This is a genomic window from Myxococcales bacterium (assembly GCA_016699535.1).
In the GTDB taxonomy this organism is placed as follows: Bacteria; Myxococcota_A; Polyangia; order Polyangiales.
In genome coordinates, this window is record CP064980.1 from 925,522 (window position 1) to 946,860 (window position 21,339).

Genomic DNA, 21,339 nt, shown 5'->3' on the forward strand with positions numbered 1-21,339 from the left:
CATGCAAGTAGAAATCACAAAACGTCCTGCTGCGGCAATCGCAAAGGTTCGCTTGTCTTTAGGCGAGACCTTGACGGCTGAAGTGGGATCGATGGTAGCGATGTCTACGGGACTTCAAGTTGAAACCAGTAGCCTTAAGCGAGGCGGCGGAAGCCTATTAAAGCTACGTCGCATATTTGCAGGAGAGAGTTTTTTCTTAAATCACTTCACTGCACAGACTGAAGGCCAAGAAATTTTTGTGGGACCCAAGAACATTGGCGACGTGATTCACCATCGTTTGGAAAGTGCTTCGATGATCGTGCAAGGCTCAAGCTGGCTTGCTTCAACACATGGCATCGATATTGACGCCACCTGGCAGGGGATCACGGCAGGACTGTTTGGCGGTGAAGGTTTGTTTTGGGTCAAATGCAGTGGCAGTGGTGATTTGCTCCTAAATAGTTTTGGCGCAATTTACGAAATTGATGTGAAGGACAACTACGTCGTAGACACCGGACATATTGTGGCCTTTGAAGATACCTTGCGTTTTAGCGTGGGCAAGGCCACGGGGAGTTGGATTGGATCCTTTCTTGGTGGTGAAGGTCTAGTGTGTAAGTTCTCAGGGCAAGGCAAGCTTTATTGTCAAACCCACAACCCGCCCTCGTTTGGAAAACTGCTTGGCCCAAAATTGAAACCGAGGAATTAAAAGCATGAGTGAAGCATTGCAATTTAATATTGAACAACAGCCTGACTTTGCATTGCTTTCGGTGCAACTTCAGCCGGGACAAAAGATCCAAGCCGAGCCTTCGGCGATGGCTTCGATGGATCCATCGGTGCACATGAAAGCAGGGCTTAAAGGTGGGCTCATGAAATCCCTTGGGCGTGCTTTTGGTGGGGAAAGCATGATCGTTAACACCTTTACTGCCAAAGGGCGGCCTTCGGAAGTGACTTTTGCACCTGGTCCGATGGGCGATATCAATCACTACCGTCTGCAAGGTCAGACCCTCTACCTGCAAAGGGGCTCTTATCTTGCAAACACTGAAGGGGTGCAGATCACTGGTTCTTGGCAGGGCGCCAAAGGATTTTTTTCAGGTGAAGGCTTGGTGCTTCTTCAGGCGACGGGTGAGGGGGATGTGTTTTTCAACACCTACGGCGGCCTTATCGAAATCGATGTGCAAGGTCACTACATCGTTGATACGGGTTATATTGTTGCCTTCGAAGAGACGCTTAATTACAAAGTTGGCATCATGCCGGGTTTGAATCTTTCCTCCAAACTTAAAACTTTCTTCTTTGGTGGCGAAGCGTTGGTGTGTACGTTTTCCGGGCAAGGAAAGCTGTGGATTCAAACGCGAGCAGTGCGACCCTTTTTGCGCTTTCTGCACCCGTTTAGGCCTCGAAAAAAGCGTGGCTAGAAGCTAAACATGCCATTTGCTCAGGCTTTTGTTATGCTCATGGGCAATGAAGGAAGCATCCAAATACCAAGTCATCTTTATGGCTTCGATTTTTTTCCTTGTAGCTTGTGGTGATGATTCGGACTCCAAAGGCAATAACGATAGTGGGGTTGATGCTCAAAATGATGCAACATCACTCTACGATGCCGCAAACACGGATGATCGTTGCAAAAACGGTCCGCTGAGCGAGCCGCTTGCCGATTGCATGCCGTCTTCTGCAGTTGCCAGTGATGATCTGCTGCAAGACTGCGTTGATCGAATCAATCAATTGCGCTGGGAATGTCAATGCTTGCCACCTTTGCAGCGCTGGGCCGAAGGAGAGGCTTGCGCCGCAGAGCATGCAGAATATGACATAACACATGGTGCGCACGCGGGCTTTGGTGACGAAATTTGTTCATCGGGTGGCCGTGCGCAAAATGAATGTCCGGGTCGTGCCACCAACTCAGCGGTGATCGATTCATGTTTGCAACAGATGTGGAATGAAGGCCCTGGCGAGCCTTACGCCCAGCATGGCCATTATATCAACATGACCAATGAAGCTTACACCAAAGTCGCTTGCGGCTTTGCAGATGGCGGTGATAGCGGTATCTGGTCGGTACAGAATTTTAATTAATGTCATGAGTCCACTGGATCTTCAAAACTACATTCATCAGCACATCCCATTAACCCAAGCGATGGGAATTGCGGTGCATCTCGGCACTTCGGAAAAAGTGATTCTTTGGGCACCGCTTACGCCCAATCTCAATCATAAAAAAACAGCTTTTGGTGTAAGCATTGTTGGGCTTTGCACGGTGAGTGCTTGGGCATTGCTCTTTTTGTTTTGCAAAGAAGCTGGGGCTCGAACGGAAATTGTAATTCAAGATAGTCGAATGCGCTACTTGCGACCCGTGCACAATGATTTTGTGGCTACATCGCTAGCTCCGAAGCCTGCATCGCAGACAGAATTTATTGAGACGCTCAAAGAAAAGGGCAAAACCACGATTCGTTTGCGCAGTGTGCTTAGCGAGGAGAACAGCGATGATATGGCTGCTATCTTTGATGGTGTATTTGTGGCTCAACAGGTTTAGTCAGTTAGGCCATGAGTGAGAATTTAAAAAAGCAAGCGCCTATTACGGTCTATTCCTATCGTCGTTGCCCCTTTGCGATGCGTGTGCGCTTTACTTTACATGAAAAAGGCGTGCCCTTCAGTGTAGTTGAAGAAAAGCTACGTGATTTTTCTAAAGAGTTACGCAAGATGCATCCGGAAGCCAAAGTTCCTGTGCTCGTGCATGGTGATCTTGTGCTTTATGAGTCGGCTATCATCACCGAATACCTCGATGAGATATTCCCTGAGCCAAGTTTTATGCCCGATCGTCCAGACGCGCGCGCGAAAGTGCGCCTTTGGACCTATTGGTGCAACCATATCTTTAAGCCCGAGGTCGACCGTTACAAATATGGACCATCACGATTAAGCGACGATGAAGTTAAAGAAGCCACACGGCTTTTATTTGAGCATCTCGAAAAGCTAGAAAATCAGCTTAGTAAAACACCGTATCTTATGGGCGATGCGATGAGCCTGGCTGATATTCATGTTTTTCCATTTGTAAGGCAATTATCTAAAGTCAGCCCTGAGCACCCTGCTTTTGCAAAAAGCTCTGCCGTTCTTAGCTGGCTAAATGTTATTGTTGCCCGGCCCAGTTTTGGGGCCACAATGGAAAAACAGGGTTAGGGGGGTTCCTAGGCGGTTTGCTTGGGGCTGAGCGTCGTTACGGAAGGGGCGCGAGTAAGTTTGTTTTGACGGCCTTCTTCGAGAATACGCGCTGGAGGTTCGCGGATTTCCCATACAAGGCCCACAAAACCAAGCATGCGAATCACATAGTAAGTGATGTCGTATTCCCACCAATAAAAACCCTGGCGTGTGCTGCTCTGATAATAGTGATGGTTGTTGTGCCAACCTTCTCCCAGCGTGATAATTGCCAAGAGCCAGTGGTTTTTAGAGTCATCGCCGGACTCAAAACGGCGTTTACCCCAAAGATGTGTGAGCGAGTTGATGGTGAAGGTGCCATGCCACAACAGAACGGTGGAAAAGAAAAAGCCCCAGAACAAAGCAAACCATCCGCCCACAAGATAGAAGGCAACGGCGTAGATCACGGGTGGGATAAGGTGCCAGCGGTTGAGCCAGACCAGTTCTGGAAACTTGGCAAGGTCCTTGACGCGATCGTAGTCGGTGCCGTTTGTTTTAGGGTTCAAAATCCATCCGACGTGCGAGTACCAAAAGCCATGACGTGCGGGTGAATGCACATCATTTTCTGTGTCCGAATATTTGTGATGATCGCGGTGATGAGCTGCCCACCAGAGCACGCCTTTTTGAGCTGTGGTGCTGCAAAAAAATGCCAGGACCGCTTGAAACCAGCGCGAGGTTTTATAACTGCGGTGCGAGAAGTAGCGATGATAGCCACCCGTCACGAAAAACATGCGCACAGCATAAGAAGCAAGCGCAAGCGCAAATCCAGTCCATGACCAGCCAAAGTAAAACAAGCCGGCGATGGCGATGAGATGAATTGCCCAAAAGGGCCAGCTGCCCGGATGAATATAAGAGAAACGATGTTTCGATGCGATTTCCATGTCCCAAAGCTAACCAACCCCAGTCAGCCCCAAGCCATCCCCATGTCATGATTCTGTCATATACGTATCTACTAGTCTTTTTCTATACCTAGATAGCGTCGTTCGCCGGCAAGGAGGGTATTGATCCTGAGCTTTCAAGACCACAAACTGCGGAAGGCGCACACCTTTTTCTTTACCATCGGGTTCATTCAATGCGCCACATGCAGACGCTCAGGATCAATACCCTCCTTGCCGGCCTATTGCTGCTGCGCATTTCATGTAACGGCTACGATCAAATGGTGCTTGTGCATCGAAAAAGTACATAGCGTGAGAAACCCGGACCAATGAACTGGTGCAAAAAGTCTTGTGTGCATTCTGATTGAGTGCTGCGTCGGAGCGTCTGCATGTGGCGCGTTAAGAGATTGTGGGGATGAACGAGAATTTTGGCATACGCAGTTGGTGGTCTTGAAGGCTCCGACGCAGCACTCAATCAGAATGCGAATGCGAATGCTTTTCAATCCTCCATAGACACAACTTACAATACCCGTTTCAAAGGGGTGAGTCTTAGTAAAGCCACGAAGGCAAAGGTGCCGAAGAAAGTAGACCACAGACGGATGGATGGAACGTCGATAAGACCGTGCTCTTTGAGGTAAGGCGTAAGAAAAAGCGCAAACACCAATGGATGAAGCACGTAGAGTCCAAGCATGTTCGGAACAATTTTAGCAGTCCATTTATCGAGAAAGTTAGGCAACCACGTTGCTATCGTAAGCACCAATAGACCGCCGCCAAAACGAATCAAGTAAACTTTCATGACTGGCTCGATAAAGTGATACATGCTCCAGCCTAGGACGGCGTAAATAGCAAACAAAAGCAGTGCCCAAAGACGAAGGTTTGTCATGTTCTTCTGAAAAGAAAGCATGCGTCCTACGGCCAAACCCAGTGGAAGAGTGGGCAGGGAAAAAACCCACTGTCGGTAGGGCCATTCGAGATTAAATTGGGTCGGAATCCAAGCAGCAAAAACAGCAACAATCACGCTTGCGATGCAAAGCACTCCGGGATGCCAACGCCAGGTCGCCTTGTGAATGAAGTGGGCCAGCACTCCAAAACAAGCAATGAAAGGTAAGAACCACAAATGATCTCGCGGGCCATAAAACAACATGCTTGTTTTAAACCAACCCATCGCAGGTTCTCCTGCTTTGTAAACGTAATAGGCGCGAATGCCGCCGATGACTAAGGACCAAAATATCCAAGGAATCACGATGCGCTGCCATCGTCTTAGGATAAATCGTTCGGTGGGCGGCGGTTTAGGCTTGGCCACACTAAGTGCAACCGAAAGCACCAAGAACATTGGTAGCCCAATGCCTAAAAACACGTGCGTTCCAAGCACATGGATTGCCATGGGGTCGATCGCTGCGATTAACCTTAAGCGATCCCAATTGTACAGGTAGCCAACGCGAGCGCTTTCGGTCACGGCGACGGCTTTTTCTTCCGAGCTGATAACTATCCCGGGCTTGGCTAGGCTTGCTCCCTGCATAATCCCGGGCGTTTTAGCACTGTTTTGCTCCGTGTCTCGTTAAAAAAGTTCTATTTCTTTGAAAATACCGGACTTTTGTGCGTTTCGAACAGCCCATTGATTGCGCTGCAGCAGGCTTTGTGTGTCTCGCACGCAACTTCTCCTACCTGCCACCGATAAACAGTCAAAGAAGATTATTTAGCGTGGAGAAGTAGTATGGAAAAAGCATCATGGATTTGGTTTGCGTTATTTGCGGTTGGGTTGGGCGCTAGTTGCGCACAGTCTGCCGAATGTCCGGATAACCTTGCAGCACTTGATGGCGCCTGTTTCCCGCAATCCGTAGTTGACGCGAAACAAAAAGGCAGCACTTCGAGTCTAGATGGAAGCAGTTCGGATGGCGTCAATGCGGATGGAGTTCATCTTCAAGATTGCGATCCACATTGCATTATTACTGCCAAAGATTTGCAATCGAACTATTTCGGCGCAGCCGTTGCTGTTGACGGTGATGATTTGTTTGTCGCAGCAAGTGATGACTCGGATGCTGCGAGCAAAGCAGGAGCTGCTTACTTTTTTGAGCGCGATCAGACGGGATCCTGGAAGCAAATCCAAAAAATCACCGTAAGTGACGCCGAAGCAAACGATTTTCTAGGTCTTGGCGGTGCTGCTTCAATGCACGAGAAGCGTTTGATTGTTGGCGCAAGCTACAACCGCGATCTGTTGGGCACTCCTAAGGGCGCAGCCTACATCTTCGAGAAGAACGAGGATGGTGTTTGGAAAGAAACTCAGCTTCTCGATATAGAATATACTGCTCCAAACTCAACAACGTATGCTTCATCTGTTGTGATTCACGGCGACTATGCTGTCGTGGGTGCGTATTTAGAAGATCAAGGGCCAAAACAAGACTACGGCGCGATTTATATTTATAAGCGCGAAGACGATGGTCGTTGGCAACGCAGCTTTCGATACGCGGGGGACTCGTACAACGAGTACCGTCGTTTTGGTCGAGCGCTCGCTTTTGATGGCGAAACCCTTGTGGTTGGTGCCCCAGGTTGGAATCCGGATGACTCGCACTCTGCTGGAGCGGGCGGCGTTGAAGTTCTAAGCCGTGTTTCAGATAGCTATTGGGATGCAGAAGTACTTGCCACACCTGCTCCGATGCAAAGCGATGAAGAAATTGGGGCTTCGGTTGCAGTCTACGGGGACGATCTTGCAGTAGGCCATCTGCGTAGAGACGGATCAACTGGAGCGGTGAGTTTGTATCATCGCGATGCAAGCGGTGCTTGGAGTTACGTCACCATGCTTCAGCCTAGCGAGCTTATGGCAGCCGATCAGTTTGGTTTTGCATTGAGCATGAAAGACGATGCCCTTTTTGTTGGAGCGCCGTTTCATGTAAGCGAGGCAACCACCAAAGGGGCGGTGTTCGTGTACACGCGTTCACGATTAGACAATATATGGTCCTATGAAAAGACCATCACTGCCCCTGGTGGTGAGTCAGGCGATCATTTTGGTGCGCGACTTGATTTTGATGGTCAGCGACTTGTCGTGGGGCATGGTGAAAAAGATAGCCCCTCCATCCAAAACCAAGGAGCGGTCTATGTTTTTGACTACAACGTCTCGACGACGCAGCCCTAAACGTTGAGCACGATTCTGTTTCAGGCGTAGTACACCTGATTCAGTACCCCTGCAGCCGGTGGAATAAGGCCTCCTCTTTATCCATCGGCTGTTTTAATTCGCCTAACATTCTTCGGGGGCTTACTTCCGAAACACGCGATCTCGGTAGAAGCGAAGTTCGTTGATGGATTCGCGGATGTCATCGAGAGCTCGGTGAGAGTTTCTCTTTGGTGGCAGAGCTTCGCTTACTTCGGGATACCAACGACGCACCAGCTCTTTAACAGTTGAAACATCAACATTGCGGTAGTGCAAGTAATCGCTAAGCGCTGGCATGTATTTAAACAAAAAACGTCTGTCCTGATGAATTGAATTGCCTGCGAGCGGAACTTGACCCTTCAGAAAGTGTGCTCTGGCAAACTCTAAGGTTTGTCGTTCGGCTTCTTCAAGACTGATGCTCGATCTTTTTACGCGTTCTACCAGGCCAGATTCCGTGTGATGCTTGGTGTTCCAAGCATCCATCGCGGCCAAAATCTCATCCGGTTGATGAATCACAAGTTCAGGACCTTCGGCGATTGCATTAAGATTCGCGTCGGTGACAATTGATGCAATTTCTAGAATATGTTCTTTTTTGGGATCGAGACCCGACATCTCCAGGTCTACCCAGAACAGTAATGCTTGTGTTCCCTTCGCCATGAGTCCATGCATACGCGGCATGGCTATCTTTAGGCAAGGCCTCTAAATGATTTCGATCGCTGCACCAGAGCCCAGATCAAGAGTTTGCGTGAGTTGTCAGTCTGGTCGTTTTTTCGAGATCTTGAAGCTGAATGTTCAATGCGCGTACCGAAATGTGAATTTCATGAACAGAGACGGCGAGCGATGCCAGTAAGGTCAGTAGACTGATGCCAAAAATTATTTCTCCAGCCATCGTGTATTTGGCAAAAATTAAAAACATGGCAGCCACGCATAGCAAGAGTGAAAAAACACCCAGTTCTTGCATCAAGCGAATCAATCGTACGCGGGCAGAAAGGTTCGCGATCTGCGCTAGTAAGAGTTGATTTCCTCCTTTTTTGTACTCGTCGTGAAGTTTTCGAATGAGCGCCGCGAGAGCCAAAAAACGATTGGTATAGGCCAACAGCAAGAGCGATATAGCTGGGAAGAGTAGTGCCGGGGTTGTAAGGTCAATATTCATAGGGACAGTGATTTGTTGGAGCGCACCATAGCACGCACAAGTTGTCCTAGCATCCTTGATTCTTTGGAAGTAGCTTGCGGCACGTGACTTTGACTGATGAAAGAGATAAAATTCGTTCTCGAAGAGAGGTGTCGGGTGAAAGCATCCAGAATCAAAATAGCTTTACTCTTGGGGATTTATGTCTTTGTGAGTATGAGTCTAGGAGCCTGTAGCAAAGAGACAGGGCGCAATGCTCAGAAAACTGCTCACTCTGCAGGCAGTGATATTGAAAACACAGCCAAAAAAGCCTTCAAAGGTACAAGGCACGTGGCAAAAAAGGGCTGTGAAGAGTTCGATAAAGCCATCGGTAAGCATAACAATTGTGGCTCGGACTAATCTCCTGTGTGCCTCTGCGAGTTGACTGAACACGAGTAGCACATCAAGCTTACGAAAGTGATGTGCTATTTAACTCCTTGCCGAGTTGTGTTCCTTGTCATTTTGTTGATGAGTTGTTCCCTCGAAACGCCTCCTGAAGCTGTTGAGATTGGGTTTTCCAGTTCTAGTGCTCGAAGCGTGACGCTGAATGTTGCGAGTTACAACCTTTTTCAGCGACCTGCTTGGTTTGATAGCCTTGCCGGACAAAGCAATCCAGAGTGTCGGGCTTTGGCTGTGGGATCGGGTCTTTTAAACTTCGAGCCGAAGCTCGATATCGTGGCGCTTCAAGAAGGCATGGATACAGGACTTATGAAATCGCTAGCGGTAGCTTCTGGTTTTTCAAATTCACTATTGAATCAGCCACCCAAAGCCAGCGACACCTTGGGATGCTTTGATGAGGAAGGTAGGGTATGGCGCGAATCGGATCCTAGCCAAGGGATGCAGTTTGACGGATGCAAAGAGCAGCAAAAAACCTTCACTGTCATAAATGGTGGACTGGCTCTATTGACTCCTCATTCATTGCCAGAGCTTAGTCCTGCGATCATTAAGCCCTGCACACCAAACTTGGATGAGGCTGCTGTAAGCTGGCCCTATTGCGCCATGTCTTGGAGTGATATTTGGCCGAACAAAGGTCTTCTGTACGCATCGATCAACATCGTTGAGCAAAACATCAGTTTTATCGTGCATGTTATTACGACGCATCTCAGTGCATCAACTCAAGAGGTGCGAGACAAGCAACTTGACACTCTACACGCTTTTATCGAAAACAAGTTTTGTTTGGATCCTCAACGCAGGCTTGAGCCTATCTTGCTGTTGGGAGATCTCAATGTAAAGAAAACTCCTGGTGATCGCGAAGACTACGATCATATGCTGGAGCTGCTTAGTACATCGTGTCTCGGTAAGCCGAGGGACTTGTTAGAGGAGTTCTATCACTCTAAGTTTTCGGCTCATGCTCCGGGAACCATGATGTGCGAGGGTAGCCAGATCGGTGAATGCGCTCCACCTACGCCAGATCGGCGTTTAGACTACATCTTCGCCCTTGAACCATCCGACCCAAGCAGAGCACTGTGGAATCTAAATGTCCTCGAGGCGCGTACCCTCGAATTTCGAAACACAGATTGTGCTTACCAAGTAGATGGTAAGGAGCAGAATTCGCTGGGGCGACTTTCTGATCATGCGATGATAATGGCGCAACTTGAATGGACCACACGATAAAACAAACCCTCCACATGCATGAGGCATGCGGAGGGTTATCTTGCTTGCTGATAGCATTTTCGGCTATCAGTTGATCTCATAGATCGCCGAGCTCAGTCCGTTGGCTCCCGTATTCGATCCTTTCGAGCCGCCTACGCCGCCTTTGCCGCCTGCATTCGGGGTGATGGTGCTTTGCGATTGCTGGAGCTTAGCGCCGGAGCGTAGAGCGATACCAAAGCTTGAGCCTCCCATGCCGCCACCGCCTGCGCCGCCAGATCCACCTCGGCCGCCATCTCCGCCTTTGCCTCCTAGAACATAGTAGGCCTGGCCACCATAGGCTCCTACGCCACCGGATCCACCAACGCCCTTCGCACCGCCGTCGCCACCTGCGCCGCCATTGCTGCTGGTGACTTCAGAGTTTTGTAAGTCGAGAGTGATACCACTGGCTAAGATGCCAATACTCGCGCCGCCGCCGTATCCACCGCTGCCTCCAAAACCTTCACATCCACCGCTGCCGCCTGAGCCGCCTGACATGTAATATCTTTTAATGGGACTGACGACCTTATAAGCTGCTGCGCCGCCGCCACCACCGGCACCGATTGTCCCGTTGCTACCACTACCAGCGAGGGCCGGAGCGTATTTGCTCTCGGAGAATGTTCCGAGTTTGAGACCTGCGGCCCCATCTTTGCCATTGCTGCCGATGCGGCCGGATGCGCCCAAGCGATCGGCATAATTGCCCGATGCTTTGCCTCCAGCAGCGCCCAGTGTACTGTTTCCGCCGTTGCCGTTATTGTAACCGCCGTAGCCTGAACGCGTTAATAGGCTGAATACTGTGCCGCAAGACGATCGGACCGAAGGTGTTGCGCCGGTATCTTTGTTTTCTTGCGCCCATCCTGGTTTTCCGGCTACGCCATTGTTGCCATTTTTACCGTTTTTTCCAGCTGTTCCAACCTGTCCTTTGCCCGCTTTGATGGTGGAGTTAACGATTTGCAGTGCTCCTTTGCCTTCAGCCATGACAGCAATCGAGCTATCGCTTGTCTTCGTTGCGCTGGCTGCGTGGATATCAAAACCTTCGATTCGACTTGTTCCGCTGAGCTGATTGAGGAGTATTACTCTATTGGCGCCGCTGAGCACACTGCGATCCGTGCCTCTGGACCAGTCCGCCTGTGGTAGATAACCGCCCACGAGTATGAGCTTCCTGTTTTTGAGATCTTTCGGAAGTTGAAGCATGTCTTTTTCTACATAGCTTCCTGCGGCGACTAGAATCGCATCAATATTGCCGCCACTTGCCCCACCAAGACTTTCCAAAGCCCCTGCAATGGATGCAAAAGGTGCGTTAAGGCTCCCGTTGTTGCTGTTGCTTCCCGCCGGAGCAGGCGCCACGTAGAGTTGATTGGCCGCGATGCCATCGCTACCGTCGCAATTGTCATCAAAGCCGTCGGCATCCAGAGGATCATCGGCATTGGGATCGCAATCAGCAGTGTCGTTGAGATCATCGCTTGGATCGTCTACCGAAGCATCGGGGCTCGCTGTAAAAAAGGGATCGTCGCCGGCATCGGTATCGAGGCTCGGATCGTCGTTGACTGGGCTCTCTTCTTCTGCGGCGCAGGCGCTAAGCGTCAAGCCGCATAGAAGTAGAGTGTTGAGTAGATAGTATTTCGTGACTGACATGGTTTCCTTCTAGGTTGTGGTGCAACGCACACAATTTCATGTCCCCTTATCGACGCTGCGTAGGTCGAGTTGCGTGGGCGCCGGAAAAAAAGAGGAATTGGAGCAAGCAAAAAAAACTAGAAACGACGCAACTTCGCGCTCCGATGAGCCGATAACTGCTGGTATCCACAGAAAGGTCGTTGTACCGTATTGGCCAAGGAGTCTTTTTACATGAAAATGATTGAGAAAATCGTTGTTCTTGCCTGTCTTAGCCTAGCGGCGTGCTCTACTGAAAGCATTTGCCCGGAAGGCTTAGAGGTAGTGAATGGTCAGTGCACACTGATTGCTCCGGATGCACCGAAGACAGCGCCAGAGCTCAGCATCGAAGCTGGGACAAAGACTCTTAACTTTGGCTGGGCTACCATCGATGGCGCTACGAGCTATAAACTTCTTGAAGACGCGGACGGCTCAGGCGAGTTCACTCAGCTCGGCGATGATCTATCGGAGACGAGCTCAAATTATGCCCATACGATTTCGGTCCATACCTTTGATTGGGACCATGCTGTGTATAAATTGCAGGCCTGCAACGAAGGTGGGTGTATCGATTCAGAAGCCGTAAGCGCAAAAGATCACATGCTTGATGCGATTGGCACCCTTACAGCTTCCAACGCTGAAGCAGGTGATCGTTTCGGGACAGTGGCCATCAGTGCTGACGGAAGCACGCTTGCCGTAGCAGCTCAAGGTGAAGACAGTGGATCTCCAGGAATCGATGCTGACCAAGATGGCAATACCATAGAAAGCGCTGGAGCTGTTTATGTCTTTGTACGAGACGATACCAACAGCTGGGTGCAGCAAGCGTACATCAAAGCCCCAAACCCAGGCGGATTCGCTAATTTTGGGTATACTCTTGCGTTGAGCAGTGGTGGCAACACCTTAGCGGTAGGGGCTGTCAACGAAGGTAGCAGTTCAACCGGTATTGATGGAGCATACAACGGCTCTGCTTATCGGGCTGGTGCCGCTTACGTATTTAGTCGTGACGGAAATGGCCAGTGGTCACAAACTGCTTATGTCAAAGCATCAAACACGGAAACGTATGATCATTTCGGCGGAAGTGTTTCGCTCAGCGCTGATGGCCGGACCTTGGCCGTAGGAGCCTATGCAGAAGATAGCGACGCAACAGGCATCGGCGGAGCACAAAACAATAATTCACGAGAAAATTCCGGTGCGGTCTATGTATACACAGCCACTAGCGATGGGGGATGGAGCCAGCAAGCGTATATCAAGGCACATAAGCCGGGCGCCGACGATTTATTCGGCTACAAAGTTTCACTCAGCGCGGATGGTAACACGCTTGCTGTGGGTGCACATCAAGAAGATGGTTCCGGTACTGGCATTGACGCCACTGTGGATGATTTGTCTTCCAATGCTGGCGCTGTGTATGTTTTTGTTCGCAACGCAACATCGCAATGGTCACAACAAGCCTATATTAAGTCATCGAATGCTAACGTGGGTGATTCATGCGGCATACGCATCGATTTAAGCTCCGATGGAAATACGCTAGCCGTTGCCTGCTCTGCGGAAGATGGTGCTGCTACTGGTATTGGCGGAGACCAACTCGACAACACAGCAGCAGATGCTGGCGCTGTTTATATCTTTGCACGTGATGGTAACGGCTCCTGGTCTCAGCAGAGCTATATCAAAGCATCCAACACGGAAGCTGACGACGTCTTTGGGCTCGATGTTGCACTTAATGGCGATGGTCAGCTGCTTGCTGTTGGTGCGGCGCTTGAAGATGGTAACGCTCATGGTATCGGTGGCGATCAGGTTAACAATGATGCTCTCGATGCAGGTGCTGTCTATCTCTTTCGACGAGAGTCCAATGCATGGACACAGCAGTCCTACATCAAGTCGCCAGTTACCGAAACCGGTGATCGCTTTGCAAACGTGACTTTGGATGAAACAGGATTAATCTTGGCAGTGGGCGCGTGGCATGTTGGGAATAAATTGTCCGACGGTCATGGTACTGGTGCCGTTTATCTCTATTAAGTTATTGCTCTTAAGAATCACCTTGTATGCGTTCACCTGCTATTGGAAACAAGATCGTAGATTTTTTTACGCTAGCCCATAAAATCTCGTTCTATCCTTTGATAGTTGCAATAGTTCTCTGGATGGCTACTACGCTGTTTAGCCATTCAGAACCTTTTCGGTTTTCGGATTCTAAAGCGTATTGGTTTGAAGCAAATGCACTTGTTCACGACGGAGAGTTTCGCGAACCTTTCGATACTGGAACGGTTCCCACAACATGGCGTCCACCACTGACTGGTTTCGTTACATCGTTGGTTTTACGTACATGCGATGATCCAAATGTTGTTGTTCGTTTGCAACAGTTGATGTTTTTTATCACAGCAATTTGCTTGTTTGCTTGCATGCGTAAGCTGAATGTGCGGGCAGGCATCGCGATGTTGTTTGCATTGTTCTATCTTTGGTTGCCTTCTATCAACGATGTAGCTCGATCTATCATGTCCGAGACGTGGTTCATGCTATTCGTTGTGTTTTCAATTTTTTGCGCACTTTGTCTAAAGGACAGTCGGTCACGCTCATCGCTTATGCTATTTGCACTAATGTGTGGTGTAAGCGCAGGACTAGCATTGCTAACACGTACAGTTTTTGTGGCATTAATCCCCACAATTTTAATCCTTGTATTTCAACTAATTCAAACGAAGAAGAAATCAATTGCTATTTGGCTCTTTTTTTTCGCTTTTCTCGCGACACTAGCGCCGTGGACATTGAGAAATTACCAAGTTCATCATCAATTTGTTTTTATCAACACCGCCGATGGCTACAATGTATATCTTGGTAATGTTCACGATACAGCAACAATGCCTGCCAAACACCCTGATCGCCAACGAATAGAAATTCTTCGTAAACGTTACGGAGAAATTAAAACTCAAAAAATACTGAAAAGTCGCGCTTGGCGGTATATCTTATCACACAAGGCGCAGTCGCTTAAACGCTGGGGTGTAAACTCAATTAAGTTATGGCTTTCAACTACATCGCGTCCACGACCATTGCTATTTCGCTTGATCGTAGTATTCAGCAAATTTACTTTACTTGCACTAGCGCTAATAGGGTTTTTCGTATTTAGAAAGCAAGCTGAAGCTTGGGCTTTCATATGCACTCCTGTATTTTTGACAATTGTGCATGCTATGACTTTTGCAACGTGGCGGTTTTGGATACCGGCGGCACCCGCATGTGTTTTTTTGGCTGCGATGATTGTTAATAAGTGGTTGGACAGCTGCATTGAGTTCAGTATGGCCTTGGGGCGGGGCGCTAGAGGGTGAATTATGGAGGAGTGGCCTTTATGGATAGCGGCGTGAATAGGAAATGTGGTGTGCTTATGTACATGCTTGAAGCGTTGCAGGAATGATAGAGGAGATCGAATGCAAATGAATCGTGGATTTCTGGCGGGTGCTGGTTTTGTTTTGATGATTGGGAGCGCCGGTTGTGATTGGGTTTCGCAGAAAATTGGGGAGAAGGTAGCGGAAAAAGCTATTGAAAGTGCTTCCGGCGGCAAGGTCGATGTTGATGCAAAAAACGGTAAGCTTGTTTACAAAGACAAAGACGAAACCCTAGAGCTTGATGGGAAGAAGGGTAGCTATTCCCTCAAAAACAAAAAGGATGATTCGGAGCTGCAAGTGGGCAAAACGGCAAAGTTGCCGGATGGTTTTCCGAGTCTAATCAAGCTTTATCCGGGCTCTAAAATACTTGCAAGCTACGGCGGGACAAACAAGGGCAAGAGCACTTATTCTCTAACGCTTAGCACAGACGCTGGCATGGATAAGGTGACTGATTTTTATAAGTCTCTTGCTGACTTTGAAGTAAAGCAAGAAATGAACAGCCCCGTTCATCGTATGCTCGGGCTGAAACACAGCAAAGAAAAACTCGAACTCAATGCCATGATCATGTCGAAAGGTCAGCAAAGTACCATTCAGCTCAGCGTCACAGATGGGTAGTTGAGGAGATTGTTGGCTTCGCGAACTCAACCGAACACTAGTTGATAAAAGCGGCAACGCCGACGCGAAACATCGCCACTGCGATAGCAGCTAAAAACAGTGACATCACCTTGCCAAAAGCACGAGCGATAGAAGGGCGAATGAAGCGCGTGACAAACTCCGCAAAGTGCAGCAAGGCCCAGATCAGCGCCATGTTGATCGCCATCGATACGATGACCAGGGCTTTGCCATGGCTATCGGACAACACAATGCAAGTGGCCAAGGTGGCTGGGCCAACGATGATGGGGGTGCCAAGGGGTACGACGCCAGCATCGGGATCAAGATCACTCTGCTTGCGTTGCTCCCGTGTAAAAATGAGATCATAGACAGCGATCAGCAGTAGAATCACTCCACCGGCCACGCGAAGATCATCTACCGTGATATGCAAGAAGCGAAACATCGCTTGGCCCAGAAAAATAATCGCTACCGCTATTAAAAGCCCGGTTATAATTGCATGGCGAGCCAACAAGGATTTGTCTTTGGAGTTCATAGCTTCGGTCATGGCCAAAAAAATTGGCAACACCGTCAGCGGACTCATGGCCACAAACAAAGGGAGAAAAACTTCACTAAAGCGAACTATAAATTCATTCACGCCCCTTCTTTATCACATAAGGACTGAGCGCAGAAGAGAATAATAAAGGTTCAAAGCAAAGTTTTTCTCCCTGCGGTTGAAAGGAGACTACAGGCCAAGATTTAGACTGGTGGACCTAGTATCGCTCCGCCGCTGGCTTCGATGCGCTGAGCCGTAATCCAACGGCTATCCTCCGATACCAAAAAAGCAATGGCATCGGCGATGTCGTCTGCTTCGCCAATGCGTCTTAGAGCAGCCGCATTTGCAATGGCATTTCTGAACTGTGGGTTCTCCAAGCGCTCTTTGTTCATGTCGGTGTTGATGGCGCCGGGAGCAATGCAGTTAACCGTAATACCCCGTGGCCCAAGATACTGAGCCAAGTAGCGAGTGAGTACTTCTATGGCTCCTTTTGTGGCGGCGTAAGCAATGTAAGGTGGGATACTGTAGCGTGCGAGTCCGCTTGAAAGCGTTACGATTCGACCGCCTTCTTTCATCATCGGCAACGCTTTTTGAACGAGAAAGAAAACGCCTTTGATGTTGAGATTAAAAAGACGATCAAAATCTTCTTCGCTTGTCTCTTCGATCACTGCCTCGTGAATAATACCCGCGCTAGCAACTAAAATATCAATACGTTCAGCTAAGTCGGCTGCCTTGAGTTCTTTTTTGAGCTGATCATAAAAAGACTGAATGCCAGCGACTGAAGAAAGATCACCTTGTACCAATAAAGCTTTTGACCCGGTGGCTTCAACCTGCTGTTTGACTTGCTCGGCCGCTTCGCGGTTATTCTTGTAGTTAATCACGATATTCGCGCCGTCGCTCGCAAGTCGTAAAGCAGTGGCCCGGCCCAATCCCCGGCTCGATCCGGTGATTACAGCTAGCTTGCCGCTTAAACGCTTGATACTTTTTGTATTCATTTATGAATCTCCATTGGTATATTGTTCATAGATGGCTGCGTATGTTGCTGCAAATATACTGTGTACTTCGATGAGTGACTACTAGTGCTCCGATCAAAGCACTAGGTATTCATCGTTGCGAACGCGAACACTAGCTTAGGTGATTGATCTCAGGTGGGCTTTTGAAAAATGCGTTGCGCTCTGGTGTATTGAACGATTCATAGTCAATTTTCCAGGGCCTTATTGAAAGCTCTCCTTGGCGATAAGTAACGGTCATGGCCATTGGGGTGACTGAACGGTAGCCTGAGTTTTCTGGCAAATCGCGATTATTGCATCCGCCTGCGGAAAAAAGAGTAAACAGGGCGATTGATTCATCCTCAAATGCACGAAAACCTTCTTCGATTTTCTCGTGCCCACGTACCAAACTATGACAACCCACACGCTTTAAAAAGAAGGCAGCTTGGGAACGTCCAAAGGCAAAACGTGCGCTTTGTTTTTGAAGTTCAGCGGGAATCACCTCGGCTACGCTTGGATCGCTCCACATCATCTCAAAACGAATGTCAGGATCGTTAAGGCTCGAAAGATCCTTGTATTTTTCTTTCAGGGTAGCGTCACGTGCGATACCGCCGTGGACGAAGAGCATGCCTTCAAAGAAAAGCATGTTCGGTAAGTTTTCAAAAAGTTCGATGTATTGCCGAAAGACTTCGGTTGGCAAATGAGGTTTGAGGCTGTTGATGGTTTCAGATGGTTTTACGCCGCCATAAACTTGTCCCTGATACTCGAGAAAATATTCATGGTTGCCGCGCAGCACGTAGACATGTTCGGGTGCGTGCAGATACATTTCTAGCACAGCACGCAAAACGCCATTAAGACTGAACATGCCGCGATCAATATAGTCGCCGAGAAACACAAGCTTTGGTTCAAGATGCTGTTCGGGGTCTTTTCTAAATGCTTCGAGCTTTTCAAAGAATTGGGATTGGTTTACGGCTGCTTTCAAACAACTGTAACAGCCATGTAAATCACCAAGCACGAGCAGCTCGTAGTCGTGTTTTTGGGGTGCTACGAGATAAACATGTTGGTCGAGGAACTCTGTATCTTCGAACTCGCTCACCTTTTGCTTTCCAGATAGTTTACCGTGGCCCAACTGTTTTTGCTGCTTCAATTGATCGATAGCTTTTCGTACCAACGCTAAATCAGAGGCAACCTGTTGGCTCATCTTCTCCGGATCCCGAGAGTAATGGTATTCGAATTGATCAAAAAAGGGATGGCTTGGTGCCGTCAGATTCATTTCTACAGCGTTGCTTACATTGACCGGGTGAATTCGATCCTCTTCGATCAGTTTTACGTCAAGCTCTGCTTCAAGCAGTTCACTCAGTTCCGCTCGAAATTTAATCTCTGCTGGATGCGCATTCCCATCTGCCATCATAAGCTCGTTAATGCATTCCATTAACGCTTCTTGACCTTCTTTATCGAAGCTCTCGAAGAACTCAAAGCAACGGACTTTTAGCTTTGCGTGCACGAACTTGTCTTGTTCCTCACCCTCTGCCACAGCTTCGGTAAAAAGATCTTTAACGTGGCGGTCTACTTCCGCAAACACTTCGCCGAAGTGTTTGGTGTACTTCGCAGTCAGTTCGATCTGTAGGTCTTTTGAAGCGTCTGCTGCACCCGTAAGCACGCGATGGGTGACAAGTTGACGGATATATCGACGAATAAACTCGCGCTCACTGTTATCGAAATCGCCATCGATATACCCAAAGGTTGTGAGATAAAAAATGATGGCGTGCATTTGCCGTTCGGCAAGCTGTGGATCAGCACTAAAGGTAATCATAGTGCACTATAGTATCGCGCTTCGAATGCCATGTGGAATTTGTGAAGTAGGACCCGTTAAGGCGTAGAATTGCCTTCGATAAGTTCGACTGGACCTGGCTGCATCCATATTTTTCCTTGCCAAACAGCCATGTTCGTGACATAAGCCTCCAAGCGAGATCAACGGCAACTGTTATGAAAATGATAGATCGTTGACGTCCTTCCCCGTTTTGGGGTCCGCTTTTTCATCAATTGCATATGTCTCAGGGCGGGATGTGTGATGCACCGCAAGAAGGCTCGAGCCTCAATCTGGCTGAGCTATGAGACCCAATTCAATTTAACGCGACTGCGCACAGCCACAGGTTGTGTATGCGCACTTTGCAGAAAGATTTTTATATGAACCCTTCCGTTACCCTTAGCGAAAACAACAAACCACAAAGTCACGATGCCTTTGCAGCCTTAGGCCTTTGCGAAACATTGCAACGTAATTTGGATCGCGCTGGATACAGTGTTCCTACACCGATCCAGAAAAAAGCGATTCCTCACGTCCTGCAAGGAAAAGATCTGCTGGGCTGTGCTCAAACAGGGACGGGCAAAACCGCGGCCTTCGCCTTGCCTATTTTGCAAAAGATCATGCAAGAGTCTCGCCCAGCCGGACCCGTAGCGATTCAAACACTGGTGCTTGCTCCGACACGCGAGCTTGCAGCACAGATTGGAGCCAGTTTTTCCACTTATGCAGGACGCGGTGGGCCGATTTCCTACGTCGTCTTCGGCGGTGTGAGTAAACATGGTCAATTGCAGGCCTTGCGTCGTGGTGTTGAGGTGCTGGTAGCGACACCAGGTCGACTTTTAGACTTAATGAACGATGGCGTCGTGAAGCTTGATCGTGTGCATACTTTTGTTCTCGATGAAGCTGATCGCATGCTTGATATGGGTTTCATTCATGATGTGCGGCGCATTACACGTGCGCTGCCTTCATCACGACAGACCTTACTCTTTTCCGCGACTATGCCAGCTGCGATTCAGGAACTAGCAGACCGCATTTTGCGTAACCCAGTGCAAGTGGCTGTGGATCCAGTTTCGTCCACACGCGCGCCAATCGAGCAGTCGGTACACTTTGTTGAAAAATCGAAGAAGACCTCATTGCTGATCAAGTTGCTCGGCGATAAAGAGATCGATCGTGCGCTGGTCTTTACACGTACGAAGCACGGAGCCAATCGTGTTGTGCGCAATCTTTTGCATGCAAAAGTAGGCGCTGCAGCCATTCACGGAAACAAGTCTCAATCAGCTCGAGTGCGGGCGCTTGAAGACTTTAAAGCAGGCCGGGTTCGCGTGGTTGTCGCTACTGATATTGCTGCTCGCGGCATTGACATCAAAGACCTGTCCCACGTCATCAATTTTGATCTGCCCAACGAACCGGAAAGTTATGTGCATCGCGTCGGACGCACAGGCCGAGCGGGAGCGAGCGGAATTGCGATATCGTTTTGTTCTGACGAGGAACGTCCCTATTTGCGCGCCATTGAGAGGCTTACAAAACGCGACATCGCGCAACGCGAAACTCCGTCCGGCCTTATGGCAGCAAAACGTAATCGCTCACCTTCCGCTTTTCGATAATAAAAAGGCCTTTCCTAAGCAGTTTCGCCTTTTTACTTAAAGCACTACAATTGCACCTCGTCCCACGAACGCAAAGGAGGTATCCATGTCTCAAATTGCTTCGGATGCCAGGTCCTTACTAAAGGGTTTTGATCTAGCCAAGCTCAACGAACAACAGAATATCGTATGCGCTATTCGATCTGATTTTACCATAGCCTACACGAATGAGCACTGGCGGAAGTTCGCAGAGGAAAATGGTGGGCAACCCACGATAAAGGATCACTGGGGTGTGGGCACTACCATCACCGACGCTTATAGCGAAGCGGTTCGTGACTATTATGTGGCGCGTTACCTAAGTTGCCTTGAATCTGGAGAGCCCTGGAGTCACACGTATCAGTGTTCAAGCGCTAGCACCTATCGGGAATTCCACAAACTGGTTTATCCTTTAACTGGTCGGGCGGGATTACTGATTGTTCACTCGTTAAACTGCGAAGCTTCCATCGAGGAGCGTGTTTTCGAACATGATTTAGCGAGCTTGGCCGATGAACAAGGCGTCGTTATGCAATGTTCTCATTGTCGTCGCATCCGAGTTCCTGGTGAAAATGATCTTTGGGTTTGGGTTCCTCGATGGGTTACGCAATCTCCAGTGAATGCGAGTCACGGTTTGTGCCAGCTTTGTCTCGATTTTTATTATCCGGATAGTTAACCAATCACGGCTATGGTTCGAGACAAAGCTCCAAAACCAATACAGGCTCGCGTGAGTCTGCCGAGTCATTGCTTGCTGCATTATTTTCTTTTTTGAGTAAACGAATTCCCTTTTATAGCCATTGCGTCTAGATCTGT

Annotated in this window: 21 protein-coding genes; 13 read left to right on the forward strand and 8 right to left on the reverse strand. The window is 48.9% G+C overall.

Translation table 11 applies throughout. The features are described 5' to 3' along the window. The first annotated feature begins 1 nt into the window (after window position 1). From IPJ88_04415 to IPJ88_04435, 5 genes are read left to right on the forward strand one after another with little or no spacing between them, the layout of a single operon-like run. Window positions 2-682 (forward strand): TIGR00266 family protein, encoded by a 681-nt coding sequence (locus IPJ88_04415; protein ID QQR90981.1) that lies wholly within the window; start codon window positions 2-4, stop codon window positions 680-682. Window positions 683-686: 4 nt separating this feature from the next. Beyond that, window positions 687-1,388 (forward strand): TIGR00266 family protein, encoded by a 702-nt coding sequence (locus tag IPJ88_04420; GenBank protein QQR90982.1) that lies wholly within the window; start codon window positions 687-689, stop codon window positions 1,386-1,388. A gap of 46 nt (window positions 1,389-1,434) precedes the next feature. Continuing rightward, the gene (locus IPJ88_04425) at window positions 1,435-2,040 is read left to right on the forward strand and encodes a hypothetical protein (GenBank protein ID QQR90983.1); all 606 of its coding nucleotides are present in this window, start codon (window positions 1,435-1,437) and stop codon (window positions 2,038-2,040) included. Window positions 2,041-2,044: 4 nt separating this feature from the next. Next, on the forward strand, window positions 2,045-2,494 hold the full coding sequence (locus IPJ88_04430) for a YiiD C-terminal domain-containing protein (GenBank protein ID QQR90984.1): 450 nt from the start codon (window positions 2,045-2,047) through the stop codon (window positions 2,492-2,494). An 11-nt stretch (window positions 2,495-2,505) separates the two neighbouring features. Continuing rightward, window positions 2,506-3,135 carry a glutathione S-transferase family protein gene (locus IPJ88_04435; protein QQR90985.1) on the forward strand — a complete coding sequence of 210 codons (630 nt, stop codon included), beginning with the start codon at window positions 2,506-2,508 and terminating at the stop codon, window positions 3,133-3,135. An 8-nt stretch (window positions 3,136-3,143) separates the two neighbouring features. On the opposite strand, the gene IPJ88_04440 is transcribed toward IPJ88_04435, so the two are convergent. Both IPJ88_04440 and IPJ88_04445 read right to left on the reverse strand, forming a co-directional pair. After that, window positions 3,144-4,031 carry a fatty acid desaturase gene (locus IPJ88_04440; GenBank protein QQR90986.1) on the reverse strand — a complete coding sequence of 296 codons (888 nt, stop codon included), beginning with the start codon at window positions 4,029-4,031 and terminating at the stop codon, window positions 3,144-3,146. A gap of 514 nt (window positions 4,032-4,545) precedes the next feature. Then, the gene (locus IPJ88_04445; protein ID QQR90987.1) at window positions 4,546-5,481 is read right to left on the reverse strand and encodes an acyltransferase family protein; all 936 of its coding nucleotides are present in this window, start codon (window positions 5,479-5,481) and stop codon (window positions 4,546-4,548) included. Window positions 5,482-5,739: 258 nt separating this feature from the next. On the opposite strand from IPJ88_04445, the gene IPJ88_04450 reads away from it, so the two are divergent. Beyond that, window positions 5,740-7,155 (forward strand): hypothetical protein, encoded by a 1,416-nt coding sequence (locus IPJ88_04450; protein QQR90988.1) that lies wholly within the window; start codon window positions 5,740-5,742, stop codon window positions 7,153-7,155. 120 nt (window positions 7,156-7,275) lie between these two features. Here the strand turns inward: IPJ88_04450 and orn are convergent, their stop codons facing one another. Next, window positions 7,276-7,827, reverse strand: coding sequence for an oligoribonuclease (orn, locus tag IPJ88_04455; protein QQR91966.1), 552 nt, complete (start codon window positions 7,825-7,827; stop codon window positions 7,276-7,278). A 76-nt stretch (window positions 7,828-7,903) separates the two neighbouring features. Then, window positions 7,904-8,323 (reverse strand): DUF2721 domain-containing protein, encoded by a 420-nt coding sequence (locus IPJ88_04460; GenBank protein ID QQR90989.1) that lies wholly within the window; start codon window positions 8,321-8,323, stop codon window positions 7,904-7,906. A 96-nt stretch (window positions 8,324-8,419) separates the two neighbouring features. Between IPJ88_04460 and IPJ88_04465 the strand changes: the two genes are divergently transcribed. After that, on the forward strand, window positions 8,420-8,698 hold the full coding sequence (locus tag IPJ88_04465; protein ID QQR90990.1) for a hypothetical protein: 279 nt from the start codon (window positions 8,420-8,422) through the stop codon (window positions 8,696-8,698). 108 nt (window positions 8,699-8,806) lie between these two features. Further along, on the forward strand, window positions 8,807-9,952 hold the full coding sequence (locus IPJ88_04470) for a hypothetical protein (protein ID QQR90991.1): 1,146 nt from the start codon (window positions 8,807-8,809) through the stop codon (window positions 9,950-9,952). Window positions 9,953-10,018: 66 nt separating this feature from the next. Here IPJ88_04470 and IPJ88_04475 read toward each other — a convergent pair whose 3' ends face one another. Then, window positions 10,019-11,602, reverse strand: coding sequence for a hypothetical protein (locus IPJ88_04475; protein ID QQR90992.1), 1,584 nt, complete (start codon window positions 11,600-11,602; stop codon window positions 10,019-10,021). 210 nt (window positions 11,603-11,812) lie between these two features. On the opposite strand from IPJ88_04475, the gene IPJ88_04480 reads away from it, so the two are divergent. From IPJ88_04480 to IPJ88_04490, 3 genes are all read left to right on the forward strand, one after another. Continuing rightward, a complete protein-coding gene (locus IPJ88_04480; GenBank protein ID QQR90993.1) occupies window positions 11,813-13,627 on the forward strand; it encodes an integrin in 1,815 nt (604 codons plus the stop codon). Between the two features lie 26 nt (window positions 13,628-13,653). Next, complete coding sequence (locus IPJ88_04485; GenBank protein ID QQR90994.1) at window positions 13,654-14,922, forward strand: glycosyltransferase family 39 protein; 1,269 nt, start codon at window positions 13,654-13,656, stop codon at window positions 14,920-14,922. Window positions 14,923-15,027: 105 nt separating this feature from the next. Beyond that, window positions 15,028-15,594: a hypothetical protein gene (locus IPJ88_04490; GenBank protein QQR90995.1), complete on the forward strand. Its 567-nt coding sequence runs from the start codon at window positions 15,028-15,030 to the stop codon at window positions 15,592-15,594. A 37-nt stretch (window positions 15,595-15,631) separates the two neighbouring features. On the opposite strand, the gene IPJ88_04495 is transcribed toward IPJ88_04490, so the two are convergent. The 3 genes from IPJ88_04495 to IPJ88_04505 all read right to left on the reverse strand — a co-directional run bounded on the left by IPJ88_04495 (window position 15,632) and on the right by IPJ88_04505 (window position 18,925). Further along, window positions 15,632-16,225 carry a MarC family protein gene (locus IPJ88_04495; GenBank protein ID QQR90996.1) on the reverse strand — a complete coding sequence of 198 codons (594 nt, stop codon included), beginning with the start codon at window positions 16,223-16,225 and terminating at the stop codon, window positions 15,632-15,634. 101 nt (window positions 16,226-16,326) lie between these two features. Next, window positions 16,327-17,118, reverse strand: coding sequence for an SDR family oxidoreductase (locus tag IPJ88_04500; protein ID QQR90997.1), 792 nt, complete (start codon window positions 17,116-17,118; stop codon window positions 16,327-16,329). Between the two features lie 130 nt (window positions 17,119-17,248). Next, entirely contained in the window at window positions 17,249-18,925 is a 1,677-nt protein-coding gene (locus IPJ88_04505; GenBank protein ID QQR90998.1) for a serine/threonine protein phosphatase, read from the reverse strand. Window positions 18,926-19,299: 374 nt separating this feature from the next. On the opposite strand from IPJ88_04505, the gene IPJ88_04510 reads away from it, so the two are divergent. Together IPJ88_04510 and IPJ88_04515 are read left to right on the forward strand one after the other, a co-directional pair. Beyond that, window positions 19,300-20,517: a DEAD/DEAH box helicase gene (locus IPJ88_04510; protein QQR90999.1), complete on the forward strand. Its 1,218-nt coding sequence runs from the start codon at window positions 19,300-19,302 to the stop codon at window positions 20,515-20,517. An 85-nt stretch (window positions 20,518-20,602) separates the two neighbouring features. Next, window positions 20,603-21,202, forward strand: coding sequence for a hypothetical protein (locus IPJ88_04515; protein ID QQR91000.1), 600 nt, complete (start codon window positions 20,603-20,605; stop codon window positions 21,200-21,202). The last annotated feature ends 137 nt before the right edge of the window (window positions 21,203-21,339 follow it).